Genomic DNA, 22,605 nt, shown 5'->3' with positions numbered 1-22,605 from the left:
GGTGTTGGTATCCAAGCGGGGTCCTGATTCCCCTCTTGGAGGCCTCCCCAATGAATTCGAAGGATTACGCAACCCTCGCCGCGCGCCCGGAATATGCCGGGATGACGATGGGCGAACTCTATGAAGTCTCCGAAGACATTCCGTCGAACCCGACGGCCAACACAACGATCGGCGACGTGATTGCCGCCCGCCTCGGGCGCCGCGATCTGATGGGCGGGCTGCTCGCGACGACCGCGATCGCCGCCTATGCCGGCTCGACCGACGGTGCGGCAGCGCAGACTGCCGCGAAGCCGAGCTTCAGTTTCACCGAGATCGAACATGGCGTCGACGAGAAGCATCACGTCGCTCCCGGCTATACGGCCGACATTCTGATCCGTTGGGGCGATCCGTTGTTCACGATCGCGGCCGATTTCGATCCGGCCAACCAGACGGGCGCCAAGCAGCTCACGCAGTTTGGCTACAATTGCGACTATGTGGGCTTGGCCCCGCTGCCGATGGGCGGCAACACGGCCACCCAGGCGCTGATGTGCGTGAACCACGAATACACGAGCCCCGAGCTCATGTTCCGCGGCGTGATGCAAGCCAACGGTCGCCCCGACATGTCGAAGATGACGAAGGAAATCTGCGACGTCGAAATGGCGGCCCATGGCGGCTCGATCGTCGAGATCCGCAAGGGCTCGAATGGCAAGTGGAGTTACGTGCGCGGCGGCCAAATGAACCGCCGCATCACGGCCATGACGCCGATGCGCATTTCAGGTCCTGCCGCAGGCCACGACCGTCTGAAGACGTCGGCCGACACGACGGGCCGTGCGGTGATGGGGACCATCAACAACTGTGCCGGCGGGATGTCGCCGTGGGGCACCTATCTGATGGCCGAGGAGAATTTCCACGGCTATTTCAACGGCACGCTTCCCGCAGGCCACGCCGAAACTGCCAACCACCGCCGCTACGGCGTGCCGTCGGGCTGGTACGCTTGGGGCACGCACTACGACCGTTTCAATGTCGGCAAGGAGCCGAACGAGCCGAACCGTTTCGGCTGGATCGTCGAAGTCGATCCGTACGATCCGAACTCCGTGCCGGTAAAGCGCACGGCCTTGGGCCGCAGCAAGCATGAGGGTGCCGAGACGATCGTTGCTCCGAACGGCCGCGTGGTCGTCTATTCGGGCGACGACGAGCGCTTCGAGTACGCGTTCAAGTTCGTCACGGCCGGCCGCTTCGACCGCAACAACCGCCAGGCCAACATGAACCTGCTCGACGAAGGCACGCTCTACGTCGCCAAGTTCAATGCCGACGGTTCGGGCGAGTGGCTGCCGCTCGTGCAAGGCCAGGGTCCGCTCACGGCGGCTAACGGCTTCAACAGCCAGGCCGACGTGCTGATCGAATCGCGCCGGGCTGCCGACGTCGTCGGTGCGACCAAGATGGACCGCCCCGAAGACTTCGAAGCCAATGCGCGTACGGGCAAGGTCTATCTGGCGCTGACCAACAACGCGAACCGCACGGCTGCCCAGATCGATCCGTCCAACCCGCGTGCGGAAAACAACTGGGGCCATCTGATCGAGTTCACCTACGCGAACAACGACCAGACTGCCACGCGCTTCCGCTGGGAAATTCTCGTGCGTTGCGGCAACCCAGCCAATCCGGCCGTGAATGCCATGTACAATCCGGCCACCAGCAAAAATGGCTGGTTTGCATGTCCCGACAACATGGCCGTCGATCCGCGTGGCCGCCTTTGGGTCGGTACCGACCAGGGTACGGCCTGGAAGGCCGCTTCGGGGACAGCCGACGGCGTGTGGTCGATGGAGACCGAAGGTCCGCTGCGAGGCACGTCGAAGATGTTCTTCCGTGTTCCGGTTGGGGCCGAAATCTGCGGTATGAACTTCACCTCGGATACGCAGGCGATGACCATTGCCGTGCAGCATCCGGGTACGGACGGTGCGCGCGACTATGCGCCGTTCGGCAAGCTGCCGACCTACGACGAAGTGCCGACCCGTTGGCCCGACTTCCAGGCCAACGTGCCGCCGCGTCCGTCCGTGGTCATGGTGAGCAAAAACGGCGGCGGGCCGATCGGCATCTAAGCCGGTTTCCGCTTCTGCCGCATTTGGCGGGCCGACTTCGCAAAGTGCGGGGTCGGCCTGTTTCTTTTGAAAATACGTTTTTTTTTCAATATCTTGGCACATAAATCCTGCACCGCTTGAAATCAACGAAAATCGCACGAAGTTGGTTGGGCGGTTTATCGGGCCGCCAAGCGTGGAAGGATTGTTGCGATGGACAGTTTCGTCGATGCCGTACAGCCCCAAAGTGCAGGCAGCACCAGTGACCGGCCGACGCGCGCCGAAGCCGAGGCAGCCGTCCGCACATTGCTGCGCTGGACCGGCGACGACGTATCGCGCGAGGGACTGATCGACACGCCGGCACGCGTCGTGCGCGCCTACGAAGAGTTTTTCCAGGGCTATGAGATCGACCCTCTTGAGCTCTTGCAGCGCACGTTCGAAGAAACCGACGGATACGACGAAATGGTCGTGCTGCGCGACATCGGCTTCGAAAGCCATTGCGAGCACCACATGGTGCCGATCGTCGGCAAGGCGCATGTCGCCTATCTGCCGAACAAGCGCGTCGTCGGCATTTCCAAGCTGGCGCGCGTGGTGGATGCCTATGCCAAGCGCCTGCAGATCCAGGAAAAGCTCACGGCCCAAATCGCCAATGCGATCCAAGATGTGCTGGCGCCCAAGGGCGTCGCCGTCGTGATCCAAGCGCAGCATCAGTGCATGACCACGCGCGGCGTGCACAAGACCGGCGTATCGATGGTTACATCGCGCATGCTCGGCGTGTTCCGAAACAATTCATCGACGCGGCGCGAATTTCTGTCGATGATCGGGCAGGGCGCGTAAACGCGGCGAGCCAAGGTCGGCCCTTAGTCCGGCATCTCGCGCGCGATCTCTCTCGCGCGCGGAGGAACCAGATGGGTGCGCGTCTTCTGGCGGTTTTTCTGCTTGTCGTTTCGGTCGCTGCCGGTGCGCAAGCGCCGACAGCATCTTCGCCGGCCGCGACCTACGAGACCGGCCTTAACGCCTATCTTGAGGGCGACCATGCGGCCGCTTGGTTTGCTTGGTTGGGATTGGCCGAAGCAGGACACGCGGAGGCCCAATTCTCGATGGGGCATCTCTACCGTGCAGGCGAGGGCGTGCCGCGCGATGCAGCGATTGCCGCCGACTGGTTTTCGCGCGCTGCGGCGCAAGGCCACGGCCACGCCATGCTCAATCTTGCCTTGATGCACGAGCAGGGGGCGGGTGTCGCGCGCGATCTGGCCCTTGCTTATGCCCACGCCGCGCGCGCCGGGCGCATCCTCGAGGGCGATAATTTCGAGCGCGCGCGCAGTGCGGCGGCTCGCATAGCTCTCGGCTTCCAGCCGAGCGACGCCGAGCGCGCACGGCGCTTGCTGATCGAGATGGACCGGCGCCAGCCGCTGCCCGCACGCAGCCCCGTGCGCCGCTAAGCGTTATTTTCCGGCGAACTTCGCCGGGCGTTTTTCGAGGAAGGCCGCAACTCCTTCGCGGAAATCGGCTGTAGCGATCAGGGCGGCGAAGGCTTTGCGCTCGAACAGCAGGCCCTGTTCGAGCGGCACGTCGCGAGCGGCACGCACAAGTTCCTTGCCAAGCCGCACGGCCAGGGCGGGCTTGGCCGCGATCTTGGCGGCAAGGGCGACGGCCCGCGTTTGGCATGTCTCGTCGGCGACCGTCTCGGCCACCAGGCCGCATTGTTTGGCTTCCGTGGCGTCGATCGTTTCGCCCGCCAGTACGAGCTTCATGGCAATCTGCGGCCCGGCAAGGCGTGCGAGGATCTGCGTGCCGCCGGCACCGGGTACGAGGCCGAGATTGATCTCAGGCTGGCCGAATTTTGCACCCATTCCGGCCACGATTATGTCGGCACTCATTGCGAGTTCGCAGCCGCCGCCAAGGGCCAAGCCGTTGACGGCCGCGACAATGGGTTTGGGAAACCGCCTTATGCGCTGCCAATGGCCGACCCGGACATCGTCGAGGGCACCGGCGGTGTCGCGGGTGGCGAGTTCCTTGATGTCGGCGCCGGCCGCGAAAATCGCAGGCCCGCCGGTCAATACCACGGCATGTACGGCCGGATCGGTGCTGGCCGCGTCGAGTGCGTCGGCGACCGTACCCAAGAGGGCGGTGTTCAGCGCGTTGCGCGCCGTCGGCCGATTGAGGGTAAGGCGCAGAACGCCCGGTTCGGGCGTGTCGTGCAGCAATTCGGTGGCAGGCGGTTGCGATGCGGTCATGGATTTGAGACTAGCACAAAACGAAACCCCCGCTGGGCGGGACCCAGCGGGGGATGGATCGAATGCCGTATAGGGAGTGACCCTTTACGCCACGTCGGAGGCGATCGATTGGTTCGTCGTCCGCACGCGGCCAGCTTCGAATTTCTCCAAAGCGGTCACGGCAAGCCCCGGCCCGAAGCCGGAATTGAACGATCCTAAGCGCACTGGATCACCTCCTTTCGTAGCGGCGCCCGGTCCGCGATCCCGCGCGGATGTCGTATCGGGGGCCGGAAGGGCGAATTGGGCCGCCCACCCTATCCGGTCAACCGGGTTGCCAAGAGGTCCCGAATCGGCCGGACTATCGACTTGAGAATCATGCGGGAATCGGACTCCGGCGGTCAAGCCCCGGATTATGACAAGTCGTTTGCGGCCCGAATTCGGGCCGGTTCGTCACACGCCCAAATAGCGATGTTGGATCGCCGGTTCCTGCGCCAAGGCAGCCGACGAGCCCTGCCAAACGATGCGGCCTTTTTCGATCACGACATGGCGGTCCGCGAGTTTGAGCAGCGATTCGAGATTCTTGTCGATGACCAGGATGGCTTGGCCCTCGGCTTTGAGGGCGGCCAAGCAGCGCCAGATATCTTGGCGCACAAGCGGGGCAAGACCTTCGGTCGCCTCGTCGAGAATGAGCAATTTCGGGTTTGTCATCAAAGCGCGGCCGATCGCGAGCATCTGCTGCTCGCCGCCCGACAATTGATTGCCCATGTTGCCCGCCCGCTCGGCCAAGCGCGGGAAATAGCCGTGTACCTTGTCGAGCGTCCAGCCAGTACGGCCAGCGCTGCGCGCTGTCGCCACGAGATTTTCGCGCACCGTGAGATTGGGGAAAATCTGGCGGCCTTCGGGCACCAAGCCGATTCCGGCTTGCGCCACACGGTAGGCGGGCTGGCCCGTGAGTTCGCCGCCGTCGAAGCGCACGCGGCCGGCCTGCGGCTTTACGAGGCCCATGATTGAGCGCACGGTCGTGGTCTTGCCCATGCCGTTGCGGCCCAGCAACGTTACGACCTCGCCCGCATCGACCTTGAAGCCGACGCCGAACAAAACCTGGCTCGCGCCGTAGCTGGTTTCGATGGCTTCGAGTTCAAGCATCGCCGTCGCCCAAATAGGCTGCGCGCACGTCCGGGTTGGCGCGGATTTCGTCGGGCTTGCCGGTCGCGATCACGCGGCCGTAGACCAGCACGCTGATGCGGTCGGCAAGCGCGAACACGACGTCCATGTCGTGTTCGATCAGCAGGATCGTTTCTTCGCCTTTGAGTTTGGCGAGCAGAGCCGTCATACGCTCGGACTCGTCCTTGCCCATGCCGGCCATCGGTTCGTCGAGCAGCAGCAGGCGCGGGCGCGTGGCGAGCGCCATTGCGATTTCGAGCTGGCGCTGTTCGCCGTGCGCAAGGTTGACCGCACGCACGTCGCTGCGGGTACCGAGTCCGACGCGCTCGAGGATCGCTGTAGCAGGTTTGCGCAAAGTTTCGTCCGCGCGAGCCGGCGCCCATGCGCGGAACGAGTGGCCGTCCTGCGCCTGGACGGCCATGGCGACATTGTCGAGTGCGGTGAAGCCTTTGAAGATCTGCGTGATCTGGTAGGAGCGCGCAATGCCGAGGCGTGCGCGCGCATCGACAGTGAGGCCTGTCACATCGGATCCTGCAAAACGGATGGATCCGGCATTGGGCAGAATCTCGCCCGCGAGCTGGGCAATCAGCGTGGTTTTGCCGGCTCCGTTGGGGCCGATGATCGCGTGGATTTCGCCTTCGCGAATGCCGAGCGAAACGTTGTCGGTCGCAAGCAAGCCGCCGAAGCGCTTCACGAGCCCGTCGACGGCTAGCAGCGTATCGGTGGTCCCCTGCTCAGTGGCCGCCGCCATGGCGATCCTCCTTGGGCAGGAACCAGCCGAAGATGCCGCGGCGCGCGAATAGCACGAGCAGCAGCAGGATCGGACCGAAGACGACCATCCAGTGCTCCGTGTAGTCGGGCAGCGTCTTTTCGAGGAACAGGAACGCGATCGCACCCACCACGGGCCCGACCAGCGTGCCCATGCCGCCCAGCACCACCATCACGATCAAATCGCCCGAGCGCGTCCAATGCATGATCGACGGGCTGATATAGCTTTCGTTGGCGGCGAACAGCGCACCCGCAAGCCCTGCGAGTGCGCCCGCCAAAGCGAAGCAGGCAAGCTTGTAGCGGAACGTGGCGAAGCCGAGCGCTTTCATGCGGCGTTCGTTTTCGCGGCAACCTTGCACGACGAGCCCGAAGCGCGAATTGACGAGGCGTCGCGTTGCGTAGAGTACGGCGCACAAAATGGCGAAGACGAGATAGTAGAATGCCACGTCGTTTTCGGTTTCGATGAAGCCCAGAACGACGGTGTCGCCGGGGAAGCGCAGCCCGTCGTCGCCGCCATAGGCGCGCAGGCTTACAAAGAAGAAATAGACCATCTGCGCGAAGGCGAGCGTGATCATGATGAAATAAATGCCCGTGGTGCGCAGGCTCACGAGCCCGATCAGGCACGCAAGTGCCCCCGACAGCACGACCGCCGCCGTCCAGGTGACCAGCACATTGTGCGTGCCGAGCATCATGCCGAACAGCGGCACTTCGCGCGCGGCATGCCAGTTCAAGATGGCGACGACATAGGCGCCGACGCCGAAAAACGCCGCATGGCCGAGGCTGACCATGCCGCCATAACCCAAAATGAGATCGAGGCTCACCGCCGCGATCGCGAAGATCAGAATGCGGCGGAACTGCGCGATCTGGTAGTCGCTGTCGGTCGCGATCGCGACGAGCGGCAGCGCCGCGAGGGCGGCCAGCAGCACGATTACAAACCAAGTCCGGCGGTCGAGCTTAAAAGCAGTCATGCGCGTGCCGCAAACAGGCCGGTGGGTTTGAAGAACAGCACGAAGGCCATCAGAATGTAGATCGCCATTTCAGCGATCGCGGTCGGCAGGCCAAGCTGGGCGGGAACGATCCGCCCGAACGTATCGACGAGGCCGACGATCACGGCTGCCACAAACGCACCCCGGATCGAGCCGATGCCGCCGATCACGATCACGACGAAGGTTTTGATCAGCATCGCGTCGCCCATGCCGATCTCGACGACGTAGATGGGACCTGCCATCGCACCGGCAAGTGCCGCCAGTGCCGCCCCGAGGCCGAACACGAGCATGTAGAGCCGGCTGATATCCACGCCCAAAGCGCCGACCATTTCGCGGTTCGAGGCGCCCGCGCGGATCAGCATGCCCAGGCGCGTGCGCGCGATCAGCCACCAGAGGCCGAGTGCGACCGCAAGCCCGACGCCGAGCACGGCCAGGCGATAGACCGGGTAGGGTGCGCCCGCGATGAGTTCGACGCGGCCTGCCAGCAACGGCGGCACGTCCATGAAAATCGAGATGGGGCCCCAGACGATTTTGGTGAGCTCGTTGAAAAAAAGTATGAGGCCGAACGTGGCGAGCACCTGGTCGAGATGGTCGCGCGCATAAAGGGTGCGCAGCGCAATCGCTTCGACCAGCACGCCGACGACGAACGTCGACAGGATCGCGAGCGGCAATGCGAGGAAGAAGCTGCCCGTCCATTGCGTAAAGCTTGCGGCGAAAAAGGCACCGATCATGTAGAGCGAGCCGTGCGCCAGATTGACCATGTTCATGATGCCGAATACCAGCGTAAGGCCGGCGGCCATCAAAAACAGCGTCACGCCCAGTTGCAGGCCGTTGAGCGTCTGTTCGAGGAAAAGAAGAAGGGACAAGGCGCAATCGTTCCGGAAAAGAAGCGCCCCTCGCCGTCTTTGGAACGGCGAGGGGCGGCGTTTAGCTCACTTCATCTTGCACTGGCCGACATAGGCGTCGGCATGGCCCGAGAAGATGATGCCGCGCATCTGGTTCACGAGGCGGCCCCTCTCGTCCTTGCCGATCTGCGTCAGGTAGTAGTTCTGGATCGGGAAGTGGTTGGTGTTGAACTTGAAGGGGCCGCGCACGGACTGGAAGTTGGCGGTGCGCAGCGCGTTGCGGAACGCGTCCTTGTTGGCAAGGCTGCCGCCGGTCGCCTTGAGGGCGGCGTCGATCATCATTGCCGCGTCGTAGCTCTGGGCCGCATAGGGGCTCGGGATGCGGTTGTAGGCCGCTTCGAAATCGGCGACGAACTTCTCGTTGGCCGGGTTGCCGAGGCTTTCGGACCAGAAGGTCGACGAGAACATGCCGATGGCGGCATCGCCTACGCCGGGCAGAATCGTCTGGTCGGCCGAGAACGACGGCGCAAACAGCGGGATCTGCTGCATGAGGCCGAGCTGCGCGTATTGGCGGATGTAAGCCACACCCATGCCGCCCGGATAGAAGATGTAGGTGGCTTCGGGCCGTGCGGCGCGCAGGGCCGCGAGTTCGGCCGCATAGTCGGTCTGGCCGAGCTGCGTGTAGACTTCGGCCACCACTTCGCCCTTGAAGAAGCGCTTGAAGCCCGCGAGCGCGTCGCGGCCGGCCGGATAGTTCGGCGCCATGATGTAGGCGCGCTTGATGCCGGCGTTCGTCATGTGCTGGCCCATGGCTTCGTGCGTATTGTCGTTCTGCCACGAGGCCGAGAAGAAGTTCGGGTTGCAGTCCTTGCCCGCGAGTTCCGACGGACCCGCATTGCCCGACACCAGAAACACGCCGCGGCGATCCTTGAGGACCGTGTCCGACAGGGCGAGCATGATGTTCGAGAAGATGACGCCCGTCACGATGTCGACGCGGTCGCGCTGGACCATGCGTTCGGCCAGCGCCTTGCCGGCATCGGGACGGAACTGGTCGTCGCCGACGATGAGTTCGGTCGGCACACCACCCAACCGCCCGCCCGCGTGGCGAATGGCGAGGTTGAAGCCGTCGACCATGTCGCGGCCAAGGCCGGCATTGGGGCCGGACTGCGTCGTGATGAGGCCGATCTTGACGCCTTGCTGGGCGCTCGCCGGCTGGACCAGCGCGGCCGAAGCCGTCAGGGCCAGGGCGGCGAAGAGTGTTTTGTATTTCATGTCGAGGCTCCCTGTTTTTGGTTATGAGCGGAGTTTCGCAGGCGGACTGTTTGGCGGCAAGGTCAGGCTTTCGCAGGTTCGCGCAGGCGGAAGCGCTGCACTTTGCCGGTTTCGGTGCGCGGCAATGTTTCGAGGAATTCGATGGCGCGCGGATATTTGTAGGGGGCGATGGTCGCTTTTACGTGGTCCTGCAGTTCTTTGACCGTCGCCGCATCGGCTTGATTGGCGTCGCGCAGCACGACGAAGGCTTTGACGATCGTGCCGCGTTCTGTGTCGGCCACGCCCACGACCGCACATTCGCGCACCTTCGGGTGTTCGATCAGCACGCTTTCGACCTCGGGGCCCGACACATTGTATCCGGCCGTTACGATCATGTCGTCGGTGCGTGCCTGGTACCAGAAATAGCCGCGCTCATCCATTTTGTAGGCATCGCCCGTGAGGTTCCAGCCGTTCTGCACGTATTTGGCCTGGCGCTCGGGGTCGGCCAGATAGCGGCAGCCGGTGGGACCGCGCACGGCTAAGCGCCCAACCTCGCCGGGCGGCAAGGGCGTGCCGTCTTCGCCGAGGATGCAGGCGGCATAACCCGGAATGGCGCGGCCTGTGGCGCCCGCGATCATGTCTTCAGGGGCGGCCGCCACGAAGATATGCAGCATCTCGGTGGCTCCGAGCCCGTCGATGAGCCGCACGCCGCAGAAACGCTCCCAGGATTCAAACGTGGCTTTGGGCAGATGCTCGCCCGCCGATACGCCGCGGCGCAACGTGGCGAATGCTTTGGCGTCGGCATTGTCGGCGATCGCGCGATAGGCGGTGGGTGCGGTGAACAGGATCGTCGCCTTGCCGTCCGACACGATCTGCGGCACGGCGTCGGGCGAGGCGCGCTCGGCCAGCAACGTCGAAGCGCCGAAGCGCATCGGGAACGTTACAAGGCCGCCAAGCCCGAACGTGAAGGCAAGCGGCGGCGAGCCCGTGAAGATGTCGTCCGGCGTGGGTTTCAGCACGTAGCGCGGAAACGCGTCGCAGATCGCCATCACGTCGCGATGGAAATGCATCGTGCCCTTGGCCGGGCCCGTGGTGCCCGACGTGAAGGCGATCAGCGCCACGTCGTCGGCGGCTGTCGGGCAATTGTCGAACAAAGCGGGCTTTGCCGCCGCACACTTTTCGAGCCCGTCCGACGCATCGCCGTTGAAATAGACGATATCGCGGCAGATGGGGGCGGCCGCTTTGGCTTTCTCCATCTCGTCGGCCAAGCGCACGTCGCACAGAGCGAGCGCGATTTCGGCCTTCTGCAGGATGTAAGTCAGCTCCTTGGCGCGCAGCAGCGGCATCGTGGCGACGGCAATGCCGCCTGCTTTCAAAACCGCAAACCAGCACGCAACCATCATCGGGTTGTTGGCACTGCGCAACAGCACGCGATTGCCGGGCTTGAGGCCGCAATCTTCGACGAGCACGCGCGCGATGCGGTTGGCGTGCGCGAGCAGATCGGCATAGCTCCACACGTGCGTACCGAAGCGGATGCAGGCGCGCCCGCCCCAGCCGCGTGCAACGGCCGCGTCGAGCAACTCGACCGCCGCGTTGAGACGGGGCGGGTAGTAAAGCTCCGGCAACGCAAAAAACATTTCGGGCCATGCCGATTGTGGCGGCAGATTGCGGCGCGCGAAATCGTCGAGATGGGCAGAGGGCGACAGGCGAAGCGGCTCAGACATGGGCGGGTCCGGCGATTTCGAAATGGGGGAGGGCAGGATCGACGGCGACGACGTTCGACGGCGCGCTGTGGCGGCCGTTTTCGTCGTAGGCGGTCACGTAATAGCTGTAGGCAAGGCCGCCCAAGACGAGCTTGTCGGCATGTTTGGTGCTCTTGACTGCCTCGACGATGGCCGTTTCGCCGCCCGCTTCGGCGCGATGGATGTCGTAGCCCGCGATTTTGCCGAGCGCCTTCTTCCAGGCCAGCCGCACCACGCCGTTTTCGACTGTCGCTGTGAGTGTGGCCCCTTCGGTCGGCCATTGCGGCGCTTCGCGCGTGGGATCGTCGACGGGCGCTTGCGTCAAGCCCTTGGGCCACAGGAAGCAGCTCACGAGTTTGAAATTTTCGTCGAGCTGTTTGCAAACGTTGCAGTAGATGCAGCGCAGAATCGCGTCGCTGCGGCCGTCGGCCACTTTCTTGACCCAGTCCGGATCTGCCAGCAATTGGCGCGCCATGCCGATCATGTCGGCCTGGCCGGTTGCGAGCAGACGCTCGGCGTCGGCGGGATCGCTGATCTTGCCGACCGAGGCGACCGGGATATCGTAGCCGTGTTTGTTGATGAAGGCTTTGATGCCGGCGGCCAGATGCGCATGCGGCAAGGGCGGGTAGGCTTCGCCCGGCATACAACGGTCGCCCGAATAGCCCGTGTAGGGATATAGCGGCGAACCTTCTTTGTGGACCGCGTCTTCGAACTTGCCGCCGACCGACAGCGAGATGTAGTCGACGCCAAGCTGCGCCATCCGCAGCGCAATGCGTTGGCTGTCGGGAAGTGCGTAGCCGTCTTTTATCGCTTCTTCGGCGAGGAAACGCACGCCGACAGGCCAGTCCTTGCCGACCGTCTCGCGCACGCGCGCCATCACGCGGCCAAACAGGCGCAAGCGGCCTTCGAGCGTGCGCCCGTCATATTCGTCGCGCCGCATGTTGCGCCGCGACAGGAACGAGGACAGCGTGTAGGCGTGCGCCGAGTGGAGTTCCACGCCGTCGTAGCCCGCTTCGCGCGCACGGCCCGCAGCGGCGGCGAACGCATCGACAATCGCGTCGATTTCTTGAAGCGACAGCTGGTCGATCGTCTGGCGCCAGCCCGAGCGCGCCACTTTCATGAAATGGATGATCTGCGGCACGATCTTGGACGGGCCCGCATCGTGCACGCGCGCCACAAGATCGCGATGGCCTGGCACAAACTCGTCGCGCGACAGGCGCAAGAGCGGCCCCGACTTCGCCTCGTGCACGGCCATGGCTTCGACCACGATGAGCCCGACATGGCCCTTTGCGTAACGCACATAGCGCTCGACGATGCCTTCGTTTACATAGCCATCTTCGCCGGACAGGCGCGTAACCATGGCGGGGACGAGCACGCGGTTGGGCAGCGTCATGGTGCCGACGCGCAAGGGTTCGAGCAGCTTCATGCGCCTTTCTCCGCCGCGAAGGCGGCCAATGTCTGGCTAGCGATCACGAGTTTCTGGATCTCGCTCGTCCCTTCGTAGATGCGAAGGGCCCGCACCTCGCGATACAGCCGCTCGACGACGTTGCCTGCGACCACGCCCTGGCCGCCGTGCAATTGCACGGCGCGGTCGGCCGCACGTTGCGCCATCTCGGTCGCGTAGAGCTTGGCCATCGAGGCTTCGCGCGTGACGCGCACACCTTGCACGTCCTTGGTCCAAGCGGCGCGGTAGACGAGCAGGGCTGCTGCATCGATCTCGGTTGCCATGTCGGCAAGGGCGGCTTGCGTGAGTTGGAAGTCGGCAAGCTTGCTGCCGAAGGCTTCGCGCGTACGCGTGTAGGCCAAAGCCTCGTCGAGGGCGCGGCGCGCAAAACCGAGGGCGGCGGCCGCCACGGTCGAGCGGAAGATGTCGAGCGTTGCCATCGCGATCTTGAAGCCGTCGCCGGGCTGCCCGAGCATCGCATCGGCGGGCACAAACGCCTTGTCGAAGCGTAGCGTGGCAAGCGGATGCGGTGCGATCGTCTCGATGCGCGCTTCGATCGCAAGCCCTCGCTGGTCCGCATCGACGACAAACGCCGACAGCCCCTTGGCACCCGGCGCCTCGCCCGTGCGCGCGAACACGACATAGTGTCCGGCAATGCCGCCGTTCGAGATCCAGGTCTTGCGCCCGTCGAGCACATAGCCGTTGCCGCTGCGTGTCGCCTGGAGCCGCAGGGCCGAGACGTCCGAACCGCCCTCCGGCTCCGACAATGCAAAGGCCGCGAGATTTTCGCCTGCGCGCACGGCGGGCAGATAGGTTGCCTTCTGCGCGTCCGTGCCGAACAGCAGGATCGGCCCCGTACCGAGGCCTTGCATGGCGAATGCAAAATCGGCGAGACCGGAGTGATAGGCGAGATGCTCGCGGGCCAAGCACAGGCTGCGCACATCGTGTTTTTCAGCCGGGACCGCAACGTCGAGGAGACCGGCCGTCGCCAACATGCGTGCGAATTCTTTGGTAAGCGCGTCGGCATCGCCATGGTCGGAAGCGCGCGGCTCTACGACATGGCGCCCGAACGCGTCCAACCTTGCGGCAAGTGCGCGGTGGCGCTCATCGAAAAACGGCCAGACGAGGTACGAGCGGTCCGCCATCAATTGCCCTCGAAGACGGGTTTTTGTTTGGCGGCGAACGCGCGATAGGCGCGCGCGAAATCTTCAGTCTGCATGCAGATTGCTTGCGCTTGCGCTTCGGCTTCGATGGCTTGCGACACGCTCATGTTCCATTGATGGTCGAGTGCCGTCTTGGTCATCGCGTGTGCAAAGGTCGGGCCGTCGGCGAGGTCTTTGGCAAAGGCGTGTGCTTCCGCCAGCAGCGTTTCGGGCGCGCAGAGGCGATTGAAAAAACCCCAGCGTTCGCCCTCGGGGCCTGCGAGGCTGCGCCCGGTATAGAGGAGTTCGGCTGCCCGCCCCTGGCCGATGATGCGCGGCAGGATGCTGCAAGCACCCATGTCGCAGCCCGCCAATCCGACGCGCACGAACAGATAAGCGACCTTCGCACGCTCGGTGCCGAAGCGCAGGTCCGCCGCCATGGCGATGGCTGCACCGGCACCCGCACACACGCCGTCGATCGCAGCGACGACTGTTTGCGGACAGGTGCGGATTGCGCGAACGAGATCGCCCGTCAGCCGCGTGAAGCGCAGCAGGTCGGGCATTTCCATGCCGACGAGCGGGCCGATGATTTCGTGCACGTCGCCGCCCGAACAGAAATTGTCGCCGGCACCCGTGATCACGACGGCCTTTATCTCGCGGCAATCGACGAGGCTAACGAACAGGTCGCGCAATTCGGCATAGCTTTCGAAAGTCAGCGGATTTTTACGCTCGGGTCGGTTCAGTGTCACAGTCGCGACTTTGCCTTCGACCGCCCAAAGAAAGTGCGTCGCGCGATAGGCGTGGGCGTCGAAGTTTTTGAAGCTCATGGCGTGGCTCCGGCGGCTGAAATCTTGAGTTTGGCGAGCAAGGCTAGCAGGCGCTTGAGATCGCCCTCGTCGAGGCTCGAGAACGCCGCATCGATCCAGCTTTCGTGCGGGCCCAACATCGCCTCGAACGCGCGTAAGCCCTTGGGTGTGAGTTTGACGCGCGCCGAGCGGCGGTCGTTGGCCTGCGCCACGCGCACGATCAGACGGTCTGCGACGAGGCCTTCGACCAAGCCCGTTACATTGCCGGCCGACACCATCATGCGCTGCGACAGCTCGCCCATCGTGAGCCCGTCTTCGTTGCCTTGGCTCTGGGCGCGCGACAATTGCGACAGGACGTCGAAGCGCGGTAGCGTGATGTCGAAGCTTTCACGCAGATTGGCGCGCACGCGCCGCTCGACCAGATTGGCGCAGGTGAGGAGCCGCAGCCAGGCGCGCAGCTGCAGATGCTGCGAATTCTCGTGCCCCTGTTCGCGGTCGCCTGTGCGTTCGGCTGCGAGGCTCATATTTCGCCGCCTGCGACGGTGAGGGCCGTGCCGGTCACGGCAGCGGCCGCAGGCGAGCACAGATATGCGACGGCAGCCGCCACCTCGTCGGGTGCGATCAGTCGGCCCATCGGATTGGTGGCGGCGTATTTGTCTTTGATGCGCGCGGCGTCGCCGCCGGTGCGGGCTGCGACATCGGCGGCGGCTTGGGCCAGCATCGGCGTGTCGGTGAAGCCGGGGCATACGGCGTTGACGGTGACGCCGGTGCGCGCGAGTTCGAGCCCGAGGGCGCGCGTGAGTCCGACCAGCCCGTGTTTGGCGGCGACATATGCAGAAACGAACGGATAGCCTTTGAGCCCGGCCGTCGAGGCGACATTCACGACGCGGCCCCAGCCGCGCGCTTCCATGGCCGGAACGGCGAGTTTGGTCGCGTCGAAGGCGGCCGTCAGATTGAGTGCCAGCGCTTGCGCCCAGAGTTCGGCGTTCGTGTCGGCAAAACGCGCGCTCGTCGCCCCGCCGGCATTGTTGACGAGGATGTCGACGGGTTGGCGCGCGACTGCTTGGTCAAACATGCGCGCAAGAGCCGCCGCATCGGTCACGTCGCAAGCCAGCGCGTCGCCGGCGATTTCGTCGGCAAGGGCGGCAAGCGGATCGGCGTTGCGCGCGACGAGTGTGACGTGGGCGCCGTGTGCGGCCAAACAGCGTGCGATCGCCGCGCCGATGCCGCGCGAAGCGCCCGTCACGAGGGCGTGACGGCCGACCAAAAACGCTGCTGGCTGTGCGGCAGACGGGCGTTGCATCGAGGCAGCCTCACGACGGAGATATTTTAAGTCTAAAGTATCTCGGGTCGCTCGGCAAGCCTGTCTGCGGGGGCGCGCTGGAACGGGGCGGGGCTCAGCCCGGATCGAGGCGGGCGAGGATGCCGTTGCGCGCGTCGGTCAGCACATAAACCCGCCCTTGCGGATCGACCCGCACGTCGCGGATGCGCGCCCCAAGCTCTGCCAGCAGGCGTTCCTGACGATGGCTGCCATCCGCTTGCAATTCGATGCGGTAGAGCCCCTGGCCGCGCAAGGCGCCGACGAGCATCGAGCCCTGCCAGCCCGGGAATGCCGCACCGGCATAGATCGAAAGACCCGAGGGGGCGATCGACGGCGTCCAGATCACGCGCGGATCGGCATAGCCGGGGCGCGTGGTGGCTTCGCCGATCTGCGTGCCGGAGCCGTAATTGCGGCTGTGGGTAATGATTGGCCAGCCGTAATTCTGGCCGCGCACGAGGCTATTGAGTTCGTCGCCGCCCTGGGCGCCATGGTCGGCCCCCCAGATGGCGCCGTTTGCGTCGAGCGCCAAACCCTGGGTGTTACGCAGGCCGAGCGCGAAGATTTCGGGCCGCATGTCGCTGCGGCCAAGATAGGGATTGTCGGCTGGGACTTTGCCGTCGGGCTCCAGGCGCACGAGCTTGCCGTTGAGATCGCGGCCGTCCTGCGAGCGCATGTCTTCGGCGCGATCGCCGGTGGTGAGATAGACCTTGCCGTCGCGCCCGAACACGATGCGGCCGCCGAAATGCCGCGCCGACGAAACCGCCGGGGACGATTCGAACAGGGTCTCGACATTTTCGAGGCCGGCTGCCCCCAGGCGCGCGCGCGCTAGACGAGTCAAAGCGCCGCTGCCGACGGGTGCTGCGTAGCTGAAATAGAGCAGGCGGTTCGTGGCGAAATCCGGATGCAAAGCGAGATCGAACAGGCCGCCCTGGCCGCGCGCCCACACCTCAGGCACGCCCGCCAGCGGGTTCGGCTGCAGCGCGCCGTTTTCGACCACGCGCAAGCGGCCGGGGCGCTCGGTCACGAGTAAGCGGCCGTCGGGCAGCAGTGCGAGCGCCCATGGGTTCTCGAGCCCCTCGGCGATCCGCTGCACGCGATATGTGGCCTTCTCGCTCTGAACTTGTGCGGCCAGGGGGCTTGCAGAAATCGCCGCGATCGCGGTCCAAACGGCAATGGTCCGATACATTGTGCCTCCGGTAATTGCGCTTGAGAATGCGCGATCCTAGCAGACTCCGCCGTCACGGTGCGCGTTGGCGCGATACGCGGCGCGCTCGATAGACAAATGGATTTTGTAGAATATGCGACGCTACGCCGGATGGCCCTTGCCGGGAACGTTGCCGACCAGGAAATGGCGTGCCGCCCCCATATCGTCGGCCAGCGGCAGAATAAGACGCGTCCAATAGAGTACGCCGACGCTTGCGGGCGGCACGTGGCGCGTGAAAAGCGGTATCTTGCGCTGCGCGCATGCGCGATAGCAGACGCGAAAGAGCAGCCCAAGCGCCGGATGGGTCGGCACGTCGCGGGTGAACTTGCCGGTAAGATCGAAGCCGGCGCGCTCGGCAATCCGCGAACCGTAGAGACGATAGCGATAGTCGTCGGCCGCTTCGTCGGCTTCGAGCAGCATGACGTTGCCGAGTGCCGGGCGCATTTCGAGCGGATCGATCGCATCGTAGCGCCCAAGCGAACCTGCCTTCGGCAAGCGGAGCCAATAGCCGTGCAGGAAGGCGAGTTCGGGCACGTTGAGCTTGGCCGGGTCGGGCGCCCAGCGCAGCAGAAGATTTTCGAAGCCGTGCGATTCGAGATGGCGTTCGAGCGGACCAAAATCGCCGGCGATCGCTGCATCCGTAAGGGCCGCTTCTTCGCTCATTGCTCGATGCCCCAAGCAGACAGAAGCCGGTAGCGTTTCGTGTCCATCTGGTCGAGCAACTCACGGCCTTCGGCACCGCCGTCGCCGATCATGTTTTCGCGCGCGATCAGCTGCAGGGCGCCGATATTGGCCTGCAGCACGGTCTTGAGTTCGGCCGCGCGCAGATTGCGACGCGAAAACTCCTGGCGGATCGGGCGCAGCAACTCGCAAAGTACTTCGGCAAGGTCGGTCGCGAGCGTATAGTCGAACGATCCCGCTTGGCCTTTGAGGTCGTGCGCTTTTTTGAACATCGCATTCCAGATGTCGCGATTGTCCCAGTCGCTGGTTAGCAGCAGACCCATGCCGCGCGCCAGATCGTCGCAATCCAGTCGCAGCACGTCGCGATAGGCGTCGGCCAGATGCGACAGGCTGCTCGTCGCGGCCACGATGGCCTTGGCGGCAGCGCGCGGTTCGGCGGGCGAAACGTGCTTGGCGCGCTGGATAACGGTCTCGAGCCGCGCCCAGAGCAGCGAGGCGCTGACGGGCTTCACGACGTAGGCATCGACGCCGGCACTGCGCGCATCGAGCACGTTGCGCATTTCCTTCTGCGCGGTCAGCATTAGGATCGGCAGGGCGCGCAGTACCGCGACCGGGTGTTTGCGCACTTCCTGGACGAAGGATATCCCGTCCATCGGTGACATCAGCCAGTCGCAGATCGCGACGTCGAACGTCTGGGCCGCGAGTTTGTCGAGCGCGTCTGCCCCATCGACTGCAGGCACGATTTGGGTCACGCCGAACCCGTTCAGCATCGACTTGAGGATCGAACGCATTTGTTGATTGTCGTCGACGACGAGAATTCGCAGTTCCGACGGGTTGTAGGCGACTGCATCGGCCATGGATCAGCTGCTTTCCGTCGCGCCGCGAAGCTCGGCAGCGATCCCGGCTAGGCCCTTGCGTGCGGTCGAACTTGCCGGCGCGCTTGCTGCGGGACGCGCGTGCGTGGGCTTGGACGCCGCACCCGTCGCGCGTTGCAGTGCTGCAGCCAATTCCGCGCTGCGGATCGGCTTGGCGATATAGTCGTTCATGCCGGCTTCGAGGTATTTTTCGCGGTCGCCGCGCATGGCGTTTGCGGTCTGGGCGACGATCGGTACGGTGTTGTAGGGCGCTGGAAGCGTGCGGATCCAGCGCGTTGCTTCGATCCCGTCGATCTCCGGCATTTGCGCGTCCATCAGCACGACGTCGAAACGTTTTGTTCGCGCCAGTGCTATCGCTTCGGCGCCGTCGCGCGCGAACGTGCAGCGATGGCCCATGCGCATCAGCAATTCGCCGACGACGATGCGGTTGACTTCGTTGTCTTCGGCGACGAGTACGTCGAGTTCGCGGAAGGTCTCCCGCACGGCGCCGGGAGCGTCCGCAATCGGCAGCGCTTCGGGGACTGCGACGATAAGCGGCAAGCGCAGTTCGAACACCGAGCCGCGTCCCAGCGTCGATCGCACGACGATGTCGCCGCCCATCAGCTGTGCCAACTCGCGCGAGATTGCGAGCCCCAATCCCGACCCGCCGAAGCGGCGCGCGATCGAGGCATCGGCCTGGTTGAACCGGTCGAACAAATGTTCGAGTGCTTCTTGCGCAATGCCGATGCCGGTGTCGGCAACCGAGACGACTAGTGTCGGGTTCGCATTTGCGGGCGCCTCGGCATCGAGCCGCAGATCGATGCGGCCGCGCTGGGTGAACTTCACGGCGTTGCCGATGAGATTGAGCAGCACCTGGCGGAAGCGCGTGGGATCGCCTGCCAGCGGTGCGGGCAGATCGGGGGCCACCGCGACGCTGACGGCAAGCCCCTTGCTTTCGGCCGCGACCGCCAACAGGGCGACAGTCTGTTTCAGGATTTCGGCCGGGTCGAAGGGCACGTTTTCGATCGCCATGTCGCCCGCTTCGAGGCGCGAATAGTCGAGAATCGCGTCGATGATGCCGAGCAGTTCGCTGGCTGATCGGCTTGCAACTTCGACATAGCTGCGTTGGCGCGCATCGAGCGGCGTGCCGGCCAGCAATTCGACCATGCCGAGCACGCCGTTCATCGGCGTGCGGATTTCGTGGCTCATGGTTGCAAGAAAACGCGATTTGGCGACGTTCGCTTTTTCGGCGGCGACTTTGGCGCGCTCGGCAGCGGTACGCAGCGTCTCGATATCGGTGAGGTCGAGCACGGTCGCGAAGATCCGCTCGATCGTGCCGTCGGCACGCCGATCGATGCGAAAATCCTCGCGCACATAGCGTGTCTCGCCGTCCGGGAGCCCGACTCTGTAGAGTCGTCGGCCGACCGATTTGGGACTGGCCAGCAAATCGCCGTGTTTGGCGCGGTCGTCGGGATGGAGGGCGGCGCCGAAATTCTCGAAATTGGGTTCTGCCTCGGGGCCTACGCCCCAGATTTGGCGCGCGCGCGGCGACCAGTATTGTTCGCCGCTGCGCGTGTCGAAGTCCCACCAGCCCATGGCAGCCGTTTCGAGCGCCAGTTCGAGGCGTTCGCGGGTCTTCTCGAGTTCCTCGAGCAGACCCGTCTGGGCCACGACGGACAGGCGCAACTGGCGGTCAGCCTCGATCTGCGAGCCGATCTCGCGCGCCGTGCCGCGATAGCCTTCGAACGCGCCGTCGGCCGCATAGCGCGGTTTGCCCGAGATCGAAATCCAGCAGCCGGCCACGCCAGGGGCTTTCAGACGGAAAACGAGGTCCGCGAAGGGTTCTTGCCGGTCGACGGCCTCGATATGCGCGCCGAAAGCCGGGTCGCGCGTCCATTCTGCGTCGAACATGTCCCAGCGCGACTTGCCGATCTGTGAGGCGGGCTCGATACCGATGCGGCGGATGCCGTCCGACAGAAACGTATGGCGGTGGGACGCATCGGTTTCCCAGAACCAATCGGACGATAGCTCGGCAAAATCCGCGAGGTGCGGTTCGCCTGGCGCGCGCGTTTGCGTGCTCGCTTGCTCGAGACCGCGGTAAGTTTGGCTGACGATCTCGCAAAGCCGCTCGACGTTTATTGCGCCGTCGCGCGCGATTTCCTGCAGCTGCTGGACGAGCAGTGGGTGTCGATCCGCCATCAATTTCAGCCGACCGCCAATTCGGGGCTCTGCGCTTCGGCGTTCGCTTCTCTGGCGGCGTGCCGCCGCTGCTTTATGCCTGGACAATTGTCGATCACGTCCGCGCCTCGAATTTCCGTACATTTCCTTACGCGGCAGTATACAGACCTGACGCTGCGGCGTCACCGCTGTGGTACCGCAGAAAATTTTGCGGCAGAGCGCATTTTGTTCCGTCATCAAGACAAAGGGCCCCGCGACGTGCGGGGCCCTTGGCCGGCTTTTTGCCCCGTCTGCGACGGGAGACTTATTTGCGAACTAGCGGAACAGCCCCAGCAGAACCGAAGGCTGCTGGTTGGCGATCGACAGCGACTGGATGCCGAGCTGCTGGCGAACCTGCTGTGCCTGCACGACGGCCGATGCTTTGCCGATGTCGGCGTCGACGATGGCGCCGAGACCGGTCGTCGTTGCGTCCACGATCGCGTTCACGAAGCTCGACTGCAGCGTGAGCGTGCGCGTTTCGGCAGCATTGGCACCGAGCGACGTTGCCACTGCCTGCTGGAAGGTCGACAGGCTGCTGAGGCCTGCCGCTGCATCCGAAGCGGTGGCGACGATGTTGGCCGTCGCCGCGAACGTGTTGAAGGCCGCATCGACGGTCGATTGCGAAGTGACCGTGAGCACTGTTGCATTGGTGTCGGCAAGGAATGTCTTGGCTGTCGAACCGGCGGAGAGCAGATTCGTGCCGTTGTAGCTTGCCTGGCTGATGAAGTTTGCAACCTGGGCTGTAAGCGCGTTGAAGTCGGCCGTGTAGATCGAACGCTGGTTGGCGCTGATCGACCCGTCGGCGAGCTGCGTGATCTTGGCTTGCAGGTTGCCGATCAGGTTCGAGATGTTCGTCAGCGCCGCCTGCGTCACCGTGCCGATGCCGACACCGCTGGCAAGCGATGCTTGGATGGCGCCGTAGGCTTGCAGGTTGCCGCGAATGCCTTGCGCCACCGAGAAGGTCGACGCGTCGTCGGCCGCGTCGGCAACGCGATAGCCCGTCTGGACCTGCTTGGATGCGACGTTGAGCGCGTTTTGCGTCGTGCGCAACGAAGCCAGGGCCGTATAGGCGCCGATATTCGTGTTTACGGAGTTCGACATTTTGAGGTCCCTTTCTGGTTGATCGTTTCGACTTCTGTCGAAACTTCGCGTTTATGTTGCCAAACGTTGGTTTTTGCCCAGCGGCTGACAGTGGCGTCTCCACGCCATAAACGGATTGCAGATTAACTATACGTGTTCTTAATGGTTTCGCAAGTATTTGATATATCTGATAAAAAAGTTTATTTTACATAAGTTAAGTTAAAATTTTACAATAAAGAATGGATAACTCAATGCAGCTTGGAGCGCCACTCTGTTTAGGAGTGCCGCTTCATTCAAAATTGAAAACAATTTAAGGTGAGGCCAAAAAGAAAACGGGGACGGTCCGAAGACCGTCCCCGCGATGCGTTTGGCGAGAGCGCGTCCGAAGACGCGGGATGTTAGCGGAACAGCCCCAACAGAACCGAGGGCTGCTGGTTGGCGATCGACAGCGACTGGATGCCGAGCTGCTGGCGAACCTGCAGCGCCTGCACCGAAGCCGAAGCCTTGCCGATGTCCGCGTCGACGATGGCGCCGAGGCCGGTCGTCGTTGCGTCCACGATCGCGTTCACGAAGCTCGACTGCAGCGTGAGCGAGCGCGTTTCCGACGCGTTGGCGCCGAGCGAGGTGGCGACCGCCTGCTGGAAGGTCGACAGGCTGGTGAGGCCTGCGGCCGCGTCCGACGCCGTCGCGACGATGTTGGCGGTCGTGGCGAACGTGTTGAACGCCGCATCGACCGACGACTGCGCGCTCAAGGTGAGCACGGTCGCATTGGTGTCGGCCAGGAACGTCTTGGCCGTCGAGCCTGCCGAGAGCAGGTTGGTGCCGTTGTAGTT

At 64.1% G+C, this 22,605-nt stretch carries 21 protein-coding genes; 3 read left to right on the top strand and 18 right to left on the bottom strand.

The window, feature by feature from the left end; all coding sequences use genetic code 11:
• Positions 1–50 precede the first annotated feature (50 nt).
• The 3 genes from O9320_00105 (at position 51) to O9320_00095 (ending at position 3,493) form a co-directional block, all read left to right on the top strand.
• Entirely contained in the window at positions 51–2,075 is a 2,025-nt protein-coding gene (locus O9320_00105) for a PhoX family phosphatase (GenBank protein MCZ8309222.1), read from the top strand.
• Positions 2,076–2,264: 189 nt separating this feature from the next.
• Positions 2,265–2,888 carry a GTP cyclohydrolase I FolE gene (gene folE / locus O9320_00100; GenBank protein MCZ8309221.1) on the top strand — a complete coding sequence of 208 codons (624 nt, stop codon included), beginning with the start codon at positions 2,265–2,267 and terminating at the stop codon, positions 2,886–2,888.
• A 71-nt stretch (positions 2,889–2,959) separates the two neighbouring features.
• The gene (locus tag O9320_00095) at positions 2,960–3,493 is read left to right on the top strand and encodes a tetratricopeptide repeat protein (GenBank protein MCZ8309220.1); all 534 of its coding nucleotides are present in this window, start codon (positions 2,960–2,962) and stop codon (positions 3,491–3,493) included.
• Positions 3,494–3,496: 3 nt separating this feature from the next.
• On the opposite strand, the gene O9320_00090 is transcribed toward O9320_00095, so the two are convergent.
• From O9320_00090 to O9320_00005, 18 genes are all read right to left on the bottom strand, one after another.
• Positions 3,497–4,288, bottom strand: coding sequence for an enoyl-CoA hydratase-related protein (locus O9320_00090; protein MCZ8309219.1), 792 nt, complete (start codon positions 4,286–4,288; stop codon positions 3,497–3,499).
• Between the two features lie 429 nt (positions 4,289–4,717).
• On the bottom strand, positions 4,718–5,413 hold the full coding sequence (locus tag O9320_00085; GenBank protein MCZ8309218.1) for an ABC transporter ATP-binding protein: 696 nt from the start codon (positions 5,411–5,413) through the stop codon (positions 4,718–4,720).
• Complete coding sequence (locus tag O9320_00080) at positions 5,406–6,182, bottom strand: ABC transporter ATP-binding protein (protein MCZ8309217.1); 777 nt, start codon at positions 6,180–6,182, stop codon at positions 5,406–5,408. The genes O9320_00085 and O9320_00080 overlap by 8 nt, the downstream gene beginning before the upstream one ends.
• On the bottom strand, positions 6,166–7,167 hold the full coding sequence (locus tag O9320_00075; protein MCZ8309216.1) for a branched-chain amino acid ABC transporter permease: 1,002 nt from the start codon (positions 7,165–7,167) through the stop codon (positions 6,166–6,168). The genes O9320_00080 and O9320_00075 overlap by 17 nt, the downstream gene beginning before the upstream one ends.
• The gene (locus O9320_00070) at positions 7,164–8,051 is read right to left on the bottom strand and encodes a branched-chain amino acid ABC transporter permease (protein MCZ8309215.1); all 888 of its coding nucleotides are present in this window, start codon (positions 8,049–8,051) and stop codon (positions 7,164–7,166) included. Before O9320_00070 ends, O9320_00075 begins: the two co-directional genes overlap by 4 nt.
• Positions 8,052–8,117: 66 nt before the next feature.
• A complete protein-coding gene (locus O9320_00065) occupies positions 8,118–9,302 on the bottom strand; it encodes an ABC transporter substrate-binding protein (protein MCZ8309214.1) in 1,185 nt (394 codons plus the stop codon).
• 62 nt (positions 9,303–9,364) lie between these two features.
• Positions 9,365–11,005: an AMP-binding protein gene (locus O9320_00060; protein MCZ8309213.1), complete on the bottom strand. Its 1,641-nt coding sequence runs from the start codon at positions 11,003–11,005 to the stop codon at positions 9,365–9,367.
• A complete protein-coding gene (locus tag O9320_00055) occupies positions 10,998–12,449 on the bottom strand; it encodes an NADH:flavin oxidoreductase (GenBank protein MCZ8309212.1) in 1,452 nt (483 codons plus the stop codon). The genes O9320_00060 and O9320_00055 overlap by 8 nt, the downstream gene beginning before the upstream one ends.
• Positions 12,446–13,612, bottom strand: coding sequence for an acyl-CoA dehydrogenase family protein (locus tag O9320_00050; GenBank protein ID MCZ8309211.1), 1,167 nt, complete (start codon positions 13,610–13,612; stop codon positions 12,446–12,448). Before O9320_00050 ends, O9320_00055 begins: the two co-directional genes overlap by 4 nt.
• Positions 13,612–14,436 (bottom strand): enoyl-CoA hydratase family protein, encoded by an 825-nt coding sequence (locus O9320_00045; GenBank protein MCZ8309210.1) that lies wholly within the window; start codon positions 14,434–14,436, stop codon positions 13,612–13,614. The genes O9320_00050 and O9320_00045 overlap by 1 nt, the downstream gene beginning before the upstream one ends.
• Positions 14,433–14,939: a MarR family transcriptional regulator gene (locus O9320_00040; protein MCZ8309209.1), complete on the bottom strand. Its 507-nt coding sequence runs from the start codon at positions 14,937–14,939 to the stop codon at positions 14,433–14,435. The genes O9320_00045 and O9320_00040 overlap by 4 nt, the downstream gene beginning before the upstream one ends.
• Positions 14,936–15,718 (bottom strand): SDR family NAD(P)-dependent oxidoreductase, encoded by a 783-nt coding sequence (locus tag O9320_00035; GenBank protein MCZ8309208.1) that lies wholly within the window; start codon positions 15,716–15,718, stop codon positions 14,936–14,938. Before O9320_00035 ends, O9320_00040 begins: the two co-directional genes overlap by 4 nt.
• A 94-nt stretch (positions 15,719–15,812) precedes the next feature.
• Positions 15,813–16,922: a PQQ-dependent sugar dehydrogenase gene (locus tag O9320_00030; protein ID MCZ8309207.1), complete on the bottom strand. Its 1,110-nt coding sequence runs from the start codon at positions 16,920–16,922 to the stop codon at positions 15,813–15,815.
• A gap of 120 nt (positions 16,923–17,042) precedes the next feature.
• The gene (locus tag O9320_00025) at positions 17,043–17,603 is read right to left on the bottom strand and encodes a PAS domain-containing protein (protein ID MCZ8309206.1); all 561 of its coding nucleotides are present in this window, start codon (positions 17,601–17,603) and stop codon (positions 17,043–17,045) included.
• Positions 17,600–18,478 carry a response regulator gene (locus O9320_00020; protein ID MCZ8309205.1) on the bottom strand — a complete coding sequence of 293 codons (879 nt, stop codon included), beginning with the start codon at positions 18,476–18,478 and terminating at the stop codon, positions 17,600–17,602. Before O9320_00020 ends, O9320_00025 begins: the two co-directional genes overlap by 4 nt.
• 3 nt (positions 18,479–18,481) lie before the next feature.
• On the bottom strand, positions 18,482–20,674 hold the full coding sequence (locus tag O9320_00015) for an ATP-binding protein (GenBank protein MCZ8309204.1): 2,193 nt from the start codon (positions 20,672–20,674) through the stop codon (positions 18,482–18,484).
• Positions 20,675–20,968: 294 nt separating this feature from the next.
• Complete coding sequence (locus O9320_00010; GenBank protein ID MCZ8309203.1) at positions 20,969–21,793, bottom strand: flagellin; 825 nt, start codon at positions 21,791–21,793, stop codon at positions 20,969–20,971.
• Positions 21,794–22,170: 377 nt separating this feature from the next.
• A partial coding sequence (locus O9320_00005; GenBank protein ID MCZ8309202.1) for a flagellin occupies positions 22,171–22,605 on the bottom strand: 435 nt, incomplete at its 5' end.

Source organism: Magnetospirillum sp., from assembly GCA_027532905.1.
In the GTDB taxonomy this organism is placed as follows: domain Bacteria; phylum Pseudomonadota; class Alphaproteobacteria; order CACIAM-22H2; family CACIAM-22H2; genus Tagaea.
Note: the sequence above shows the minus strand (reverse complement) of the source record. Positions and strands in the feature narration are given on the sequence as shown.

What these genes read in the sequence shown, in the direction of transcription:
- O9320_00085 (MCZ8309218.1), bottom strand. Translation starts at nt 5,413, where the DNA reads ATGCTTGAACTCGAAGCCATCGAAACCAGCTACGGCGCGAGCCAGGTT.
- O9320_00045 (MCZ8309210.1), bottom strand. Translation starts at nt 14,436, where the DNA reads ATGAGCTTCAAAAACTTCGACGCCCACGCCTATCGCGCGACGCACTTT.
- O9320_00010 (MCZ8309203.1), bottom strand. Translation starts at nt 21,793, where the DNA reads ATGTCGAACTCCGTAAACACGAATATCGGCGCCTATACGGCCCTGGCT.
- O9320_00030 (MCZ8309207.1), bottom strand. Translation starts at nt 16,922, where the DNA reads ATGTATCGGACCATTGCCGTTTGGACCGCGATCGCGGCGATTTCTGCA.
- O9320_00015 (MCZ8309204.1), bottom strand. Translation starts at nt 20,674, where the DNA reads ATGGCGGATCGACACCCACTGCTCGTCCAGCAGCTGCAGGAAATCGCG.
- O9320_00040 (MCZ8309209.1), bottom strand. Translation starts at nt 14,939, where the DNA reads ATGAGCCTCGCAGCCGAACGCACAGGCGACCGCGAACAGGGGCACGAG.
- O9320_00025 (MCZ8309206.1), bottom strand. Translation starts at nt 17,603, where the DNA reads ATGAGCGAAGAAGCGGCCCTTACGGATGCAGCGATCGCCGGCGATTTT.
- O9320_00060 (MCZ8309213.1), bottom strand. Translation starts at nt 11,005, where the DNA reads ATGTCTGAGCCGCTTCGCCTGTCGCCCTCTGCCCATCTCGACGATTTC.
- O9320_00035 (MCZ8309208.1), bottom strand. Translation starts at nt 15,718, where the DNA reads ATGCAACGCCCGTCTGCCGCACAGCCAGCAGCGTTTTTGGTCGGCCGT.
- O9320_00090 (MCZ8309219.1), bottom strand. Translation starts at nt 4,288, where the DNA reads ATGACCGCATCGCAACCGCCTGCCACCGAATTGCTGCACGACACGCCC.
- O9320_00055 (MCZ8309212.1), bottom strand. Translation starts at nt 12,449, where the DNA reads ATGAAGCTGCTCGAACCCTTGCGCGTCGGCACCATGACGCTGCCCAAC.
- O9320_00075 (MCZ8309216.1), bottom strand. Translation starts at nt 7,167, where the DNA reads ATGACTGCTTTTAAGCTCGACCGCCGGACTTGGTTTGTAATCGTGCTG.
- O9320_00105 (MCZ8309222.1), top strand. Translation starts at nt 51, where the DNA reads ATGAATTCGAAGGATTACGCAACCCTCGCCGCGCGCCCGGAATATGCC.
- O9320_00095 (MCZ8309220.1), top strand. Translation starts at nt 2,960, where the DNA reads ATGGGTGCGCGTCTTCTGGCGGTTTTTCTGCTTGTCGTTTCGGTCGCT.
- O9320_00080 (MCZ8309217.1), bottom strand. Translation starts at nt 6,182, where the DNA reads ATGGCGGCGGCCACTGAGCAGGGGACCACCGATACGCTGCTAGCCGTC.
- O9320_00020 (MCZ8309205.1), bottom strand. Translation starts at nt 18,478, where the DNA reads ATGGCCGATGCAGTCGCCTACAACCCGTCGGAACTGCGAATTCTCGTC.
- folE (MCZ8309221.1), top strand. Translation starts at nt 2,265, where the DNA reads ATGGACAGTTTCGTCGATGCCGTACAGCCCCAAAGTGCAGGCAGCACC.
- O9320_00050 (MCZ8309211.1), bottom strand. Translation starts at nt 13,612, where the DNA reads ATGGCGGACCGCTCGTACCTCGTCTGGCCGTTTTTCGATGAGCGCCAC.
- O9320_00065 (MCZ8309214.1), bottom strand. Translation starts at nt 9,302, where the DNA reads ATGAAATACAAAACACTCTTCGCCGCCCTGGCCCTGACGGCTTCGGCC.